Here is a 13,258-nt window from a genome sequence, read left to right as displayed (position 1 = left end):
CTGCGCCTCAGGCGAACTGCATCGTCTTCACGCCCGTGGCCGTGCCCAGCAGGCACACGTCGGCCTTCTGGTGCGCGAAGACACCGACCGTCACCACGCCTGGCCATTGGCTCACTTCGGACTCGAAGGCAAGCGGATCGCTGATCCGCAGGCCAGTCACGTCGATGATGTGCTGGCCGTTGTCGGTCACCAGGGGCAAACCGTCCTTCTCGCGCACCTGCGAAATGCCGCCCATGCTCGCGAACTGGCGCATCACGCGCTGCACGGCCATCGGGATCACTTCGACCGGCAGCGGGAACGCACCCAGCGTTTCGACCAGCTTGGACGCGTCGGCAATGCAGATGAACTTGCGCGACTGCGCCGCGACGATCTTCTCGCGCGTAAGGGCCGCCCCGCCGCCCTTCACCATGAAACCCCGGTGGTCGATTTCGTCGGCGCCATCGATGTAGACAGCCAGCTCTTCCACCTCGTTGCTGTCGAACACCGGAATGCCCAGCGCACGCAGCCGCTCGGTCGAGGCCAGCGAGCTGGAAACGGCGCCCTTGATCTGGTCCTTGATCGTGGCCAGCGCGTCGATGAACTTGTTGACCGTCGAGCCGGTGCCGACCCCCACGATCTCGCCCTTGACCACGTAGGCCAGCGCGGCAAGGCCGACCTGGGCCTTGAGTTCGTCCTGGGAAAGCGGGGCGGGGGCTGCGGGAGCGGAAGATGGGGAGGCGGGTGCGGTCATCGCGGAGAATCCTTGGCTCATTGAAGTCGAGAATTATCCGATGCCCCTGCTGATGCCCTCCTCGCTCTACGGCCTGGCCCGCCCTTTCCTCTTTGGTTTCGACCCGGAACATGCCCATGAACTGACGCTCGATGGACTGGCCCGCACCCAGAACACGCCGCTGGCCTGCGCCTATTCGGCCCCTCGCGTGAACGACCCGATCCAGCTCGCCGGGCTGAGTTTTCCGAATCGCGTGGGCCTGGCTGCAGGGCTCGACAAGAACGCCCGCTGCATCGACGCGTTCTCGGCCATGGGCTTCGGTTTTGTCGAAGTCGGCACGGTGACCCCGAAGGCGCAGCCCGGCAACCCCAAGCCACGCATGTTCCGCCTGCCGCAGCGCGATGCGCTGATCAACCGGCTCGGCTTCAACAACGAAGGGCTCGATGCCTTCCTCGCGAACGTGCAGAAGGCGCGCTTTCGCAAGGCTGGCGGCAGCACGAAGGCACCGATGCTGCTGGGCCTGAACATCGGCAAGAACGCCGCCACGCCGATCGAGCGCGCGGTGGACGACTACTTGGCCTGCCTCGATGGTGTGTACCCGCATGCCGACTATGTGACGATCAATATTTCGAGCCCCAATACGGCCAACCTGCGGTCGCTGCAAAGCGACGAAGCGCTCGATGCATTGCTGGGTGCCGTGGCCGAGCGGCGCGAAGCGCTGGCCTCGCGCCACAACAAACGCTCGCCGCTGTTCGTGAAGATCGCGCCCGATCTGGACGAAGCCCAGGTCGCTGTCATTGCCGCCACCCTGCAACGCCACGGCATGGATGGCGTGATCGCCACCAACACCACGCTCGCGCGCGATGCGGTGGCTGGCCTCCCGCACGCGGAAGAAGCGGGTGGCCTGTCGGGCGCGCCAGTGCGCGAAGCGAGCAACCGGGTCATTGCGCAACTGCGTGCGGCGCTGGGGAAGAACTTCCCGATCATCGGGGTCGGTGGCATCCTGAGTGCGGCCGATGCCAAGGCCAAGATTACCGCTGGCGCGGACGTGGTGCAGATCTACACGGGGCTGATCTACCGCGGCCCGGGGCTGGTCCGCGAAGCTGCTCAGGCGCTGCTGCGGGATCGCAGCAAGGCCTGAGGCTTTTTCGTTTTCTTCAGCGCATGCGCCAGAGGATTGGCGCGATGACGGCCGCCCAGCGCAGCAGGCGCTTCGGGCGGATCACTACAACGGCGGCAGCAGCAACGACACCGGCTGCCACTGGGTGCGCCTTCGCGATTCGCAGCGCGGCGGCAGTGGCCGTTTCGTTGGGCGGGGGCCCATCGGCTGCGGCACTCGCGGGTTGCGTCTCGCGGCCGCCCTGCAGCGTCGCAATGCGCTCGCGCTGACGGTCCATGCGTGCCAGCAGCTCTTCGCGCGTGGCGGGCCGTGCGGGGCGCGGCTCGTCTTCGTGCTGCTCCGGGTCTTTGCCCAGGCCGAAGCGGTCCTGCACCCAGGCCCAGTCGCGCTCGAACTCATGGCGCGTCGGGATGAAGCTGCTGGACGCGTTGCGCAGTGTCAGCAGCAAGCCAACGGCAGCCACCAGCCAGAGCAGGATCCATACACCGGCCACTGACCAGGCAGCAGTGATGCGGTATGGCGTGTCCCAGAAATGGACCACCACCGCCATCGACAGCAGCGCCACCGCGACGGTGGTCAGTCCCAGCACGGCGACCACGAACACGAGCATCAGCTTCAGGCGCTGTTTCTCGTCTTCCCAGGTCATGCGCAGCAGTTGCACCCGGTCTTCGGCCGCCAGAGCGCCTTCGGCGGCGGCGATGCGCAGCCGCCGCATCCGGGCATCGAGCCCGAACAATGACAGCAGCCTCATGGGCTGACTCCGTCAGTGTGCTGACGAACCGGTCGAATGCTGCTGCGGTGCGCGATCAGGTGATCAGCGGCGGCCAAGCAGCAGGCCCACCAGCACGCCGACGGCCAGTGCGGCGCCAGCGATCTGCCATGGTTCGTCGTGGGCGTAGGCGTTGGTGGCGGTGGCCGCGTCGCGCGCCTTCTTGGCCGCGAGCTTGCTTTTCTCGGCGGCAAGTTCGCGCGCGATGGCGAGCTTGGTGTCGATGCGCTGGCGCAGCGCCTTGATGTGGGGAACCGAATCCAGGTCCTTGCTGGCCAGCACGCCGCGCACGTCGCTTGCGATGTCTTCGGCTGCTGCTTCAAGATTTTGGGATGCACTCATTGGAATCTTTCCTCCGTGATGACACCGGCACCGCGCCGGCGGCTTCACGCCAGCAAATGGCGTGCTGTCATGTTACAGGCTCAAAAGACCCTTATGCACGACAGATGTGCTGACTTGTGCCCTCTATCGCGCTGCATGGCCGCGCAATGCGGCGTTCAGGCTCGGACCTCGGCCAGTAGACGGGCCACATGGCGGCCAATGGCAAGGCTGCTTGTGAGCCCCGGCGATTCGATGCCGAAAAGGTTCACCAGACCGGGTACGCCATGCGTCTCGGGTCCGTCGATCACGAAGTCGGCCGCCGGTTCGCCCGGTCCTGAAATCTTGGGGCGCATGCCTGCATAACCCGGGATCAGGGCGCCATCGGGCAAGGCGGGCCAGTACTTGCGCACCTCGGCATAGAAGCTGTCACCGCGTGCGGGGTCCACCACAAGGTCGTCGGCGCAAGCAACCCACTGCACGTCGGGCCCGAACTTGGCCTGACCGCCCAGGTCAACCGTCAGGTGCACACCCAGGCCACCCGGCTCGGGCACGGGGTAGATGAGGCGGCCGAACGGCGCCTTGCCCGACAGGGTGAAGTAGTTGCCCTTGGCGAAATACTCGGCTGGAACAGCCGTGGGTGGCAAGCCTTCGAAACGTCGAGCCAGCGCGGGCGCTCCGAGCCCCGCAGCGTTGACCACGCTGCGGCAGCGCAGCTTCGTGCCATCCTCCGCTATCAGGATGATTGCTCCGTCGCCGCATTCCGCGCGGGTGATGGGCGATTTCAACGCCAACATGCCATCGGCATTTTCCAGATCGCCCAGCAGGCTCAGCATGAGCGCATGGCTGTCGACGATGCCGGTGCTCGGCGAGTGCAGCGCCGCCACGCAATGCAGTTGCGGCTCCATCGCGATAGCCTGCTCGGCTGTGATCTGCACCAGATCGTCGACGCCATTCGCCGCCGCCTTCGCCCGGATGGCTTCGAGCTGGCCGGCCTGCTCGGCCGACGTCGCCACGATGAGCTTGCCGCAACGCTGGTGCGGCAGGCCTCGCTCCGCTGCATAGGCGTACAGCAATTGCTTGCCCTCCACGCACAGCCTCGCCTTGAGCGAGCCCTGCGGGTAGTAGATGCCCGCGTGAATCACTTCGCTGTTGCGCGAACTGGTCCCGGTGCCAATGGCACCTTCGGTTTCGAGCACAAGCACCTCCCGGCCGTCGAGCGCCAACGCGCGCGCCACGGCCAGCCCCACCACACCACCGCCGATGACGGCGCAATCGATTTCATCCATCGCGCGAGCTTATCGCGGCTCGCGCGCCGAAATCACGACACGGTGGGTGGTGGCTCGGGATCGGTGGGCTCGTCGGGCGTCGGGCTTGGCCCTTCGTCGGGCTCGACGGGCAGGTTCGACGTGACGGGGGTCGGAAGGTCAGGGTGGGTGGCCATGGTCGCTCTCCTTTTCCTGCTGTTCTAGGCTGCTGTGGCAGCATTTGCGCAAGCATCGGACTGCAGTTGCCGTCGGCGCGTACCGACAGTTCGATCGATGAGCGTCCCCAGATCGCGCGACGGTTGCGAAGACCTGTTCCGGGCGAAGCAATCCCGATAGTCCAACCATCGCCCAAACAAAAAAAGCGACCTGGATGATCCAGGTCGCTTTTTAAGAAATTTGGTGGGCGGTGGAGGTTTCGAACCTCCGACCCCAGCAGTGTGAATGCTGTGCTCTACCCCTGAGCTAACCGCCCCTGACGCTGCTGTTTGACTGCAGCGTCTTGAAAACGTATCGCGCTGTGCGAAGCCTCAGATTATGCCACAGCTTTTCAAGCGTTTTGGCGAAACACGGTTTTGCCGTTGCTGGATTTGTCGAGTTGCGTGAGCACCGCATCGTGCGCGGCCAGCTCATGCTCGGCCGCCATGATCACCGGCAGTTCGAACTGGGTCAGGTCGATGGCGACCACGGTGGTGCCCTGCACCGGCTCGCTCGAGCTCACATCGATCAGCAGCGCGTCCTGGCCGCGCGTGAGATTGATGTAAACGTCGGCCAGCAACTGCGCGTCGAGCTTGGCGCCGTGGAAGGTACGGTTCGAGCGGTCCACACCAAAGCGGTCGCACAGTGCATCGAGCGAATTGCGTTTGCCCGGGTACACCAGCTTCGCCATGGCCAGCGTGTCGGTCACTTCGCTGACGAAGGTGCGCAGCAGCGGCAGGCCCGCACGCTCGAACTCCTTGTTGAGGAAGCCGACGTCGAAGGCTGCGTTGTGAATGATCAGTTCGGCACCGCGCAGGTACTCGATGATGTCATTGCCCAGCGTGGCGAACTTCGGCTTGTCGCGCAGGAAGTCGGTCGTCAGGCCGTGCACCTTGAGCGCGTCTTCATGGCTCTCGCGCTCCGGGTTGAAGTAGATGTGCAGGTCGTTGCCGGTGAGCTTGCGGGCGAACAACTCGACGCAGCCGAGTTCGATCACCCGGTCGCCGCTCTCAGCGGACAGGCCGGTGGTTTCGGTATCAAGGACGATCTGGCGCGACATCAGTGGTTTTCCTTGGCGTGGTTGATCGAGTACTTGGGAATCTCGATCGTCACATTCTCCTGCGCCAGGATCGATTGGCAACTCAGGCGCGATTGCGGCTCCAGGCCCCAGGCGCGATCGAGCAGGTCTTCTTCGCCCTCTTCCGCTTCGTTGAGCGAATTGAAACCCTCGCGCACGATCACGTGGCAAGTGGTACAAGCACAGCTCATCTCGCAGGCGTGCTCGATGTTAATGTGGTTGTCGAGCAGCGCCTCGCAAATGGAGGTGCCGGCGGGCGCAGTGATCTCGGCGCCCTGCGGGCAGTACTCGGGATGCGGATAGATCTTGATCGTGGGCATGTTGTTGTTCTAGAGAGATTCGACCTTGCGACCGGCAAGTGCGCGCGCAATGCCCGCATTCATGCGCTGGGCGGCAAAGGCCTCGGTGTCGTTGGCCAGCGCCTTGGTCACGGCCTCGATGGTGGCGGCTTCATTGCCCTTGATGGCTTCGTGCAGTTGCGCCATCGATGCGTCGATCACGGCACGCTCGCTGTTGTCCAGCAGGTCGCCATCGGCGTTCAGCGCGCTTTGCGTGGCGAGCAGCATGCGGTCTGCATCGACACGTGCCTCCACCAGTGCGCGGGCCTGTATGTCTTGCTGCGCGGTGGAGAAGCTTTCCTGCAGCATGGTCGCGATCTGGTCGTCCGAAAGGCCGTATGAAGGCTTGACCGCGACGCTGGCTTCGACGCCACTGCCTTGCTCTTTCGCGCTGACGCTCAGCAAGCCATCGGCATCGACAGTGAAGGTCACACGGATGCGCGCAGCGCCGGCCGCCATCGGTGGAATGCCACGCAGCGTGAAGCGCGCAAGGCTGCGGCAGTCGGCCACCAGGTCGCGCTCACCCTGCACCACGTGCAACGCAAGGGCGGTCTGGCCGTCCTGGTAGGTGGTGAAGTCCTGCGCCATCGCGGTAGGAATGGTCTGGTTACGCGGCACGATGCGCTCGACCAGGCCACCCATGGTTTCGATGCCCAGCGACAAAGGAATCACGTCGAGCAGCAGCAACTCGCCCGCGCCGTTGTTGCCGGCCAGTTGATTGGCCTGGATCGCTGCGCCGAGCGCTACGACTTCGTCGGGGTTCAGATTGACCAACGGTTCACGGCCGAAGAAATCGGCGACGGCGCGACGGATCTGCGGCATGCGGGTGGAACCACCGACCAGCACGATGCCTTGCAGGTCATCGGGCTTGAGCTTGGCGTCGCGCAACGCCTTGCGCACGGCGGCGATGGTGCGGTCGGTGAGTGGCTTGGTTGCAGCGTCGAAGTGTTCGCGGGTCAGGTCCAACGAGGCCGTCGTGCCTGCGACTTCCGCGCGGAACGCTACGGACTCAGCATCGGTCAGCGCCTCTTTCGCGGTGCGTGCGGCCACCAGCATGGCAGCCTTGTCGTTGTCGCTTCGGGTTTGCAGACCGGTCTGGCCCAGCACGAAATCTGCGAGCGCATGGTCGTAGTCATCGCCACCGAGCGCCGAGTCGCCGCCCGTGGAAATCACTTCGAACACGCCTTGCGTGAGCCGCAGGATCGAGATGTCGAAGGTGCCGCCGCCCAGGTCGTAGACCGCGTAGACGCCCTCGCTCGCGTTGTCCAGGCCGTAGGCAATGGCTGCGGCCGTGGGTTCGCTGATCAGGCGCAGCACGTTGAGGCCGGCGAGTTGCGCTGCGTCCTTGGTGGCCTGGCGCTGACCTTCGTCGAAGTAGGCGGGCACGGTGATGACCGCGCCATAGAGTTCGTCGTCGAAGGTATCTTCGGCACGAAAACGCAACGTCGCCAGAATCTCGGCGCTGATCTCTACCGGCGACTTCTCGCCAGCCTTGGTCTGCACCCTCACCATGCCGCCATCGCTGCTGTCGATGCGGTAGGACATGGCTTCGCGGTTCGCGATGTCCGCGAGTCCGCGGCCCATGAGCCGCTTGACGGACGTGATGGTGTTGGCCGGGTCCTGCGCACGCGCAGCGACCGCGTCGAAGCCGATCTGGCGACGATCGCCGTCGAGGTAGCGCACAGCCGAAGGCAGCAACACGCGGCCCTGGTCGTCGGGCAGGCATTCGGCCACGCCATTGCGCACCGCGGCCACCAGCGAATGCGTGGTGCCCAGGTCAATGCCCACGGCAATGCGGCGCTGATGCGGATCGGGCGCCTGCCCGGGTTCGGAAATCTGAAGAAGAGCCATAGGGGCCTATTGTCCCAACTGATCGAATTTGGCTTCGACGTCGTGGCCGAAACGCTCAATGAACATGAGGGCTCTCACCTGCTGCGCGGCGCCGGGATAGTCGCCTTTTTCGTCGATCAGCCAGTCGAGCGATGAAAGCGCGCGTGCACGAGCAGCCTCGACCTCGGTGTGCAGCTTGTCGAGCGCGGCTGTGCCGTCGATGTCGTCGAGCGCCTCGCGCCATTCCATCTGCTGCATGAGAAAGTCGGATGGCATCGCCGTGTTGTTCTCGGCGTTCAGGGGCGCCCCATGAAGCTCGCAGATGTAGCTCGCGCGGCGGATCGGGTCCTTGAGCCTCTGGTAAGCCTCGTTGATGCGCACCGACCACTGCATGGCCACGCGCTGGGCTGCAGCGCCCTGCGCGGCAAAACGGTCTGGGTGTGCCTCGCGCTGCAGCTCTTTCCAGCGCGCATCGAGCGCGGCGCGGTCCTGCGCGAAAGTGGCAGGAACAGCGAACAGTTGAAAGTCGGTGTCGTTGAGATTCATGGCAAGAAAAAACCGCCAGCACATGACATGGTGGCGGCTGTGGTCGCGGTCAGCGACGATGCATCAGATGCGAAAGCTCTCGCCGCAACCGCAACGGTCGCGTTCGTTCGGGTTGATGAACTTGAAGCCTTCGTTCAAGCCTTCGCGCACGAAGTCGAGCTGCGTGCCGTCGATGTAGGCCAGGCTCTTCGGGTCGACCAGCACCTTCACGCCGTGGTCTTCGAACACCACGTCTTCAGGCGTGAACTCGTCCACGTACTCGAGCTTGTAGGCCAGGCCGGAGCAGCCGGTGGTCTTCACGCCCAGCCGCACACCCACGCCCTTGCCTCGTTTGCCGAGGTAACGGGTGACGTGTCGCGCAGCGGCTTCGGTCAACGTGACGGCCATGTCAGTGAACAGCTTCGGCTTCAGCCGCCTTGGCGCTGTGCTTGGCCTTGTAGTCGCTCACTGCGGCCTTGATGGCGTCTTCGGCCAGGATGGAGCAGTGGATCTTGACGGGCGGCAAAGCCAGCTCTTCGGCGATCTGCGCATTCTTGAGTGCAGCCGCTTCGTCGAGCGTCTTGCCCTTGACCCATTCGGTCACGAGCGACGAAGAAGCAATGGCCGAGCCGCAGCCGTAGGTCTTGAAGCGTGCGTCTTCGATCACGCCTGTTTCGGGGTTGACCTTGATCTGCAGCTTCATGACGTCGCCGCAGGCCGGCGCGCCGACCATGCCGGTGCCTACCGTGTCGTCACCTTTTTCAAAGGAGCCGACGTTGCGGGGGTTTTCGTAGTGGTCGATGACCTTGGATGAATATGCCATGGTGTACCTCTCAAACTTTGTTCAATCGTGGAGCGCTGGGCTGACCTGCTTCAGTGGGCCGACCACTGGATCGTGCTGATGTCGACGCCGTCCTGGAACATCTCCCACAAGGGGCTCAGCTCGCGCAGCTTCGCGACGTTGTGCTTGATGGTCGAAATGGCGTAGTCGATTTCTTCTTCGGTCGTGAAACGGCCGATGGTCATGCGAAGGCTGCTGTGAGCCAACTCGTCGCTGCGGCCCAGGGCACGCAGAACATAGCTGGGCTCGAGGCTGGCCGAGGTGCAAGCGGAACCCGACGACACCGCCAGGCCCTTGATGCCCATGATCAGCGACTCGCCTTCGACGTAGTTGAAGCTCATGTTCAGGTTGTGCGGCACACGCTGCTCGAGGTCGCCGTTGATGAAGACCTGTTCGACGTCCTTCAGGCCGTCGAGCAGGCGCTTCTGCAGACGAGTCGCATGGGCGATGTCGTCCTTCATCTCAAGCTTGGCGATGCGATAGGCCTCGCCCATGCCGACGATCTGGTGCGTGGGCAGCGTGCCCGAACGCATGCCGCGCTCGTGGCCACCGCCGTGCATTTGCGCTTCGAGGCGAATGCGCGGCTTGCGACGCACATACAGCGCGCCGATACCCTTGGGGCCATAAGTCTTGTGCGAAGCGAGGCTCATCAGGTCGATGGGCAACTTCGTGATGTCGATGTCGACCTTGCCGGTGGCCTGGGCCGAATCGACATGGAAGATCACGCCCTTTTCGCGGCAGACATTGCCCAGCGCGACCACGTCCTGGATCACGCCGATTTCGTTGTTCACGAAGAGCACGCTGGCCAGGATGGTGTCGGGGCGGATCGCGGCCTTGAACTTGTCGAGGTCAACAAGGCCGTTTTCCTCGACATCGAGGTAAGTGACCTCGAAGCCCTGGCGCTCGAGTTCGCGCATGGTGTCGAGCACAGCCTTGTGCTCGGTCTTCAGAGTGATCAGGTGCTTGCCCTTGCCCTTGTAGAACTGGGCCGCGCCCTTGAGCGCGAGGTTGATCGACTCGGTCGCACCCGAAGTCCACACGATTTCGCGGGGATCAGCATTGATCAGGTCGGCCACCTGGCCGCGCGCCTTCTCGACCGCCTCTTCAGCCTCCCAGCCCCAGGCGTGGCTGCGTGACGCCGGGTTGCCGAAGTGTTCGCGCAACCAGGGAATCATGGCGTCGACCACACGCGGGTCAACCGGCGTGGTCGCGCCGTAATCGAGGTAGATCGGGAAATGAGGAGTTACGTCCATGGCTGGCTCGTGCTGGCGTGGGGGTTGTTTTTTAATCTGGGCTGCTCGTGACAGCGCCCGAAGGCGCTATCCAAACTCAGGACTTGGCGAATACGTTGCCGAGGGCGAACACCGAATTCGGCGCATTCACGCGAATCGGCTTGACCACCGGCTGTGCCGAGATCGCGCGCTTGACGACCGGCTTGTTCTCGATCTGCACGCCCTTGGCGATCTGGTCGTCGACCAGCTTCTGCAACGTGACGGAGTCTAGGAACTCGACCATGCGCTGATTCAGCGAGGCCCAGAGTTCGTGCGTCATGCAACGACCGGCTTCGCCGAGGCAGTTTTCCTTGCCGCCGCACTGCGTGGCATCGATGGGTTCATCGACGGAAACGATGATGTCTGCCACAGTGATGTCTGCGGCCTTGCGGCCGAGGCTGTAGCCGCCGCCAGGGCCACGGGTCGATTCGACCAGTTCGTGACGACGCAGCTTGCCGAACAGTTGCTCGAGGTACGACAACGAAATCTGCTGCCGTTGGCTGATCGCAGCCAGCGTGACCGGACCGGTGTTCTGACGCAGCGCCAGATCGATCATTGCTGTGACCGCAAAACGGCCTTTGGTAGTGAGACGCATCGCAAGCTCCTTCAAGTGCTTACCGTTGAAATGACACCGCGGCCCTGGGCTGCGGTGACTTCGTCTCCGCCCTGCCCGACCCCTGACACTGGTGAACCAGCCGGTAGGAGTCGGTCCTTCATCGCGAAGTTCTTTTTTGTTCTTGAGTATTTCGGTCAAGTATAGCAGAAGCCCTTCAACTCTGCTCGGGTAAACCCCAGCGGCGGCCGCTTGAAGAACGCGAACCTCTGACCTACTGCGGCAAAACTGCGATGTTGTCGCTGCCCGAGCCGCCAAAGGCCTGCTCCCGCAGCAACGCCAGTTGGTCTCGCACCCGCGCTGCCTTCTCGAACTCGAGGTTGCGGGCGTGTTCGAGCATGAGTTTTTCCAGCCGCTTGATTTCCCGGGCGATGTCCTTTTCGCTCATGTCCTCGACCTTGGCACGTTCCAGGTCGAGCTTGGCCATTTCCTTGCCGGTCTTCTCGCTGTAGACGCCATCGATCAGGTCGCGCACCTGCTTGACGATGCTGCGCGGCGTGATGCCATTGGCCTCGTTGTGGGCGATCTGCTTGGTGCGGCGGCGCTCAGTTTCCCCGATCGCCTTCTTCATCGATTCGGTCATCCTGTCCGCATAGAGGATGGCCTTGCCATTCAGATTGCGAGCCGCGCGGCCGATGGTCTGGATCAGCGAGCGCTCGGCGCGCAGAAAGCCTTCCTTGTCGGCATCGAGGATCGCCACCAGCGAGACCTCGGGAATGTCCAGGCCCTCCCGCAGCAGGTTGATGCCCACCAGCACGTCGAAGGTGCCCAGACGCAGGTCACGCAGGATTTCCACCCGCTCGACCGTGTCGACGTCGCTGTGCAGATAACGCACCTTGACCCCGTTGTCGCCCAGGTAATCGGTCAGCTGCTCGGCCATCCGCTTGGTCAGCGTGGTGATCAACACGCGCTCGTGTTTGTCGACGCGGATGCGGATTTCGCCCAGCACATCGTCCACCTGATGCGTGGCGGGCCGCACCTCGACCTCCGGGTCGATCAGGCCCGTCGGCCGCACCAGTTGCTCTACGACATTGCCGGAGTGGTCTTTTTCGTACTGCGCCGGCGTTGCCGAAACGAAGATGCACTGGCGCATGCGCGTCTCGAACTCCTCGAACTTGAGCGGCCGGTTGTCCATCGCGCTCGGCAGCCGAAAGCCGTACTCGACCAGCGTGGTCTTGCGCGCCCGGTCGCCGCTGTACATCGCGTTGAGCTGGCCGATCATCTGATGGCTCTCGTCGAGGAACATCAGCGCGTCCTTCGGCAAGTAGTCGGTCAGCGTGGCGGGCGGCTCGCCGGGTGCGGCGCCCGACAGGTGGCGCGTGTAGTTCTCGATGCCTTTGCAATGGCCGATCTCGGCGAGCATTTCAAGGTCGAAACGGCTGCGCTGCTCCAGCCGCTGTGCCTCGACCAGCTTGCCCGCCCCCACCAGTTCCTTGAGCCGCTCAGCCAGCTCGATCTTGATGGTCTCCACGGCCGCCAACACCTTGTCGCGCGGCGTGACGTAGTGGCTCGACGGGTACACCGTGAAGCGCGGCACCTTCTGCCGGACACGGCCGGTGAGCGGGTCAAAAAGCTGCAGCGACTCGATCTCGTCATCGAACAGCTCGAAGCGGATCGCCAGCTCGCTGTGCTCGGCCGGGAACACATCGATGGTGTCGCCGCGCACGCGGAACGTGCCCCGTGCAAAGTCCTGTTCGTTGCGCGTGTACTGCATGCGGATGAGCCGCGAGATCAGGTCGCGCTGGCCGACCTTGTCGCCCACGCGGGCAATCAGCCGCATCTCCATGTAGTCCTCGGGCGTGCCGATGCCGTAGATCGCACTCACCGTGGCCACGATCACCGTGTCGCGCCGCTCCAGCACGCTCTTGGTGGCCGACAGCCGCATCTGCTCGATGTGCTCGTTGATCGAGGAGTCCTTCTCGATGAACAGGTCGCGCTGCGGCACATAGGCCTCGGGCTGGTAGTAGTCGTAGTAGCTCACGAAGTACTCGACCGCGTTCTTCGGGAAGAACTCGCGAAACTCGCTGTAGAGCTGCGCCGCCAGCGTCTTGTTGGGCGCGAACACGATGGCCGGGCGGCCCAGCCGCGCGATCACGTTGGCCATGGTGAAGGTCTTGCCCGAGCCCGTCACGCCCAGCAGCGTCTGGAACACCTCGCCGTCGAGCACGCCCTCGACCAGCCCGTCGATCGCCTTGGGCTGGTCCCCGGCCGGCGGATACGGCTGGAAAAGCTCGAAAGGCGAGTCGGGGTAGCGGATGAATTCGCCCTGTTTCGCCGGACCGATCGGGTCCAGTTTCTTCAGGTCTGCTATGGCTTCGGTGTTCTCTGGCATGGCTGTTCCCGACAGGTGGCGATGGCGCCGGTAAAATTCAAGGCAACCGGA

Annotated in this window: 15 protein-coding genes and 1 tRNA gene; 1 reads left to right on the top strand and 15 read right to left on the bottom strand. The window is 63.8% G+C overall.

The genetic code is table 11. The annotated features are described in order from the left end of the window. Positions 1 to 7: 7 nt before the first annotated feature. Entirely contained in the window at positions 8 to 730 is a 723-nt protein-coding gene (rpiA, locus tag H7F35_RS26630) for a ribose-5-phosphate isomerase RpiA (protein ID WP_187109539.1), read from the bottom strand. 40 nt (positions 731 to 770) lie between these two features. On the opposite strand from rpiA, the gene H7F35_RS26625 reads away from it, so the two are divergent. Further along, positions 771 to 1,850 carry a quinone-dependent dihydroorotate dehydrogenase gene (locus tag H7F35_RS26625; RefSeq protein ID WP_187109538.1) on the top strand — a complete coding sequence of 360 codons (1,080 nt, stop codon included), beginning with the start codon at positions 771 to 773 and terminating at the stop codon, positions 1,848 to 1,850. Positions 1,851 to 1,866: 16 nt separating this feature from the next. On the opposite strand, the gene H7F35_RS26620 is transcribed toward H7F35_RS26625, so the two are convergent. The 14 genes from H7F35_RS26620 to uvrB all read right to left on the bottom strand — a co-directional run bounded on the left by H7F35_RS26620 (position 1,867) and on the right by uvrB (position 13,207). Beyond that, positions 1,867 to 2,580, bottom strand: coding sequence for a phage holin family protein (locus H7F35_RS26620; RefSeq protein ID WP_187109537.1), 714 nt, complete (start codon positions 2,578 to 2,580; stop codon positions 1,867 to 1,869). 63 nt (positions 2,581 to 2,643) lie between these two features. After that, positions 2,644 to 2,940 (bottom strand): glycine zipper domain-containing protein, encoded by a 297-nt coding sequence (locus H7F35_RS26615; protein WP_187109536.1) that lies wholly within the window; start codon positions 2,938 to 2,940, stop codon positions 2,644 to 2,646. Positions 2,941 to 3,095: 155 nt separating this feature from the next. Continuing rightward, positions 3,096 to 4,205, bottom strand: coding sequence for an NAD(P)/FAD-dependent oxidoreductase (locus tag H7F35_RS26610; RefSeq protein ID WP_187109535.1), 1,110 nt, complete (start codon positions 4,203 to 4,205; stop codon positions 3,096 to 3,098). Positions 4,206 to 4,237: 32 nt separating this feature from the next. Further along, positions 4,238 to 4,360, bottom strand: a complete 123-nt coding sequence (locus tag H7F35_RS26605; RefSeq protein ID WP_187109534.1) for a stereocilin — start codon at positions 4,358 to 4,360, stop codon at positions 4,238 to 4,240. 221 nt (positions 4,361 to 4,581) lie between these two features. Then, positions 4,582 to 4,656: transfer RNA gene (locus H7F35_RS26600), tRNA-Val, on the bottom strand. A 75-nt stretch (positions 4,657 to 4,731) separates the two neighbouring features. Beyond that, positions 4,732 to 5,439 (bottom strand): DNA polymerase III subunit epsilon, encoded by a 708-nt coding sequence (gene dnaQ / locus H7F35_RS26595; RefSeq protein WP_187109533.1) that lies wholly within the window; start codon positions 5,437 to 5,439, stop codon positions 4,732 to 4,734. After that, positions 5,439 to 5,777 (bottom strand): ISC system 2Fe-2S type ferredoxin, encoded by a 339-nt coding sequence (gene fdx, locus H7F35_RS26590; protein WP_013542153.1) that lies wholly within the window; start codon positions 5,775 to 5,777, stop codon positions 5,439 to 5,441. Before fdx ends, dnaQ begins: the two co-directional genes overlap by 1 nt. Before the next feature lie 9 nt (positions 5,778 to 5,786). After that, positions 5,787 to 7,646 (bottom strand): Fe-S protein assembly chaperone HscA, encoded by a 1,860-nt coding sequence (gene hscA / locus H7F35_RS26585; protein WP_187109532.1) that lies wholly within the window; start codon positions 7,644 to 7,646, stop codon positions 5,787 to 5,789. A gap of 6 nt (positions 7,647 to 7,652) precedes the next feature. After that, positions 7,653 to 8,171, bottom strand: a complete 519-nt coding sequence (gene hscB, locus H7F35_RS26580; protein WP_187109531.1) for a Fe-S protein assembly co-chaperone HscB — start codon at positions 8,169 to 8,171, stop codon at positions 7,653 to 7,655. A gap of 63 nt (positions 8,172 to 8,234) precedes the next feature. Continuing rightward, on the bottom strand, positions 8,235 to 8,558 hold the full coding sequence (iscA, locus tag H7F35_RS26575; RefSeq protein ID WP_007828190.1) for an iron-sulfur cluster assembly protein IscA: 324 nt from the start codon (positions 8,556 to 8,558) through the stop codon (positions 8,235 to 8,237). Between the two features lies 1 nt (position 8,559). Next, a complete protein-coding gene (iscU, locus tag H7F35_RS26570; RefSeq protein WP_187109530.1) occupies positions 8,560 to 8,973 on the bottom strand; it encodes a Fe-S cluster assembly scaffold IscU in 414 nt (137 codons plus the stop codon). Between the two features lie 50 nt (positions 8,974 to 9,023). Continuing rightward, a complete protein-coding gene (locus H7F35_RS26565) occupies positions 9,024 to 10,244 on the bottom strand; it encodes an IscS subfamily cysteine desulfurase (protein WP_187109529.1) in 1,221 nt (406 codons plus the stop codon). Between the two features lie 76 nt (positions 10,245 to 10,320). Beyond that, positions 10,321 to 10,857 (bottom strand): Fe-S cluster assembly transcriptional regulator IscR, encoded by a 537-nt coding sequence (gene iscR, locus H7F35_RS26560; protein ID WP_093237517.1) that lies wholly within the window; start codon positions 10,855 to 10,857, stop codon positions 10,321 to 10,323. Positions 10,858 to 11,089: 232 nt separating this feature from the next. After that, positions 11,090 to 13,207 (bottom strand): excinuclease ABC subunit UvrB, encoded by a 2,118-nt coding sequence (gene uvrB / locus H7F35_RS26555; RefSeq protein WP_261803361.1) that lies wholly within the window; start codon positions 13,205 to 13,207, stop codon positions 11,090 to 11,092. Positions 13,208 to 13,258 lie beyond the last annotated feature (51 nt).

The sequence above is a fragment of the Variovorax sp. PAMC26660 genome (assembly GCF_014302995.1).
Classification (GTDB): Bacteria; Pseudomonadota; Gammaproteobacteria; order Burkholderiales; family Burkholderiaceae_C; genus Variovorax.
The sequence above is the reverse complement of the archived record's forward strand: the minus strand, read 5'-3'. Positions and strand labels throughout refer to the sequence as shown.

Coding starts and splice junctions, on each gene's coding strand:
- iscU (WP_187109530.1), bottom strand. CDS start 8,973: ATGGCATATTCATCCAAGGTCATCGACCACTACGAAAACCCCCGCAAC.
- H7F35_RS26625 (WP_187109538.1), top strand. CDS start 771: ATGCCCCTGCTGATGCCCTCCTCGCTCTACGGCCTGGCCCGCCCTTTC.
- H7F35_RS26610 (WP_187109535.1), bottom strand. CDS start 4,205: ATGGATGAAATCGATTGCGCCGTCATCGGCGGTGGTGTGGTGGGGCTG.
- iscA (WP_007828190.1), bottom strand. CDS start 8,558: ATGGCCGTCACGTTGACCGAAGCCGCTGCGCGACACGTCACCCGTTAC.
- H7F35_RS26565 (WP_187109529.1), bottom strand. CDS start 10,244: ATGGACGTAACTCCTCATTTCCCGATCTACCTCGATTACGGCGCGACC.
- fdx (WP_013542153.1), bottom strand. CDS start 5,777: ATGCCCACGATCAAGATCTATCCGCATCCCGAGTACTGCCCGCAGGGC.
- hscA (WP_187109532.1), bottom strand. CDS start 7,646: ATGGCTCTTCTTCAGATTTCCGAACCCGGGCAGGCGCCCGATCCGCAT.
- H7F35_RS26605 (WP_187109534.1), bottom strand. CDS start 4,360: ATGGCCACCCACCCTGACCTTCCGACCCCCGTCACGTCGAACCTGCCC.
- iscR (WP_093237517.1), bottom strand. CDS start 10,857: ATGCGTCTCACTACCAAAGGCCGTTTTGCGGTCACAGCAATGATCGAT.
- H7F35_RS26620 (WP_187109537.1), bottom strand. CDS start 2,580: ATGAGGCTGCTGTCATTGTTCGGGCTCGATGCCCGGATGCGGCGGCTG.
- hscB (WP_187109531.1), bottom strand. CDS start 8,171: ATGAATCTCAACGACACCGACTTTCAACTGTTCGCTGTTCCTGCCACT.
- uvrB (WP_261803361.1), bottom strand. CDS start 13,207: ATGCCAGAGAACACCGAAGCCATAGCAGACCTGAAGAAACTGGACCCG.
- dnaQ (WP_187109533.1), bottom strand. CDS start 5,439: ATGTCGCGCCAGATCGTCCTTGATACCGAAACCACCGGCCTGTCCGCT.
- rpiA (WP_187109539.1), bottom strand. CDS start 730: ATGACCGCACCCGCCTCCCCATCTTCCGCTCCCGCAGCCCCCGCCCCG.
- H7F35_RS26615 (WP_187109536.1), bottom strand. CDS start 2,940: ATGAGTGCATCCCAAAATCTTGAAGCAGCAGCCGAAGACATCGCAAGC.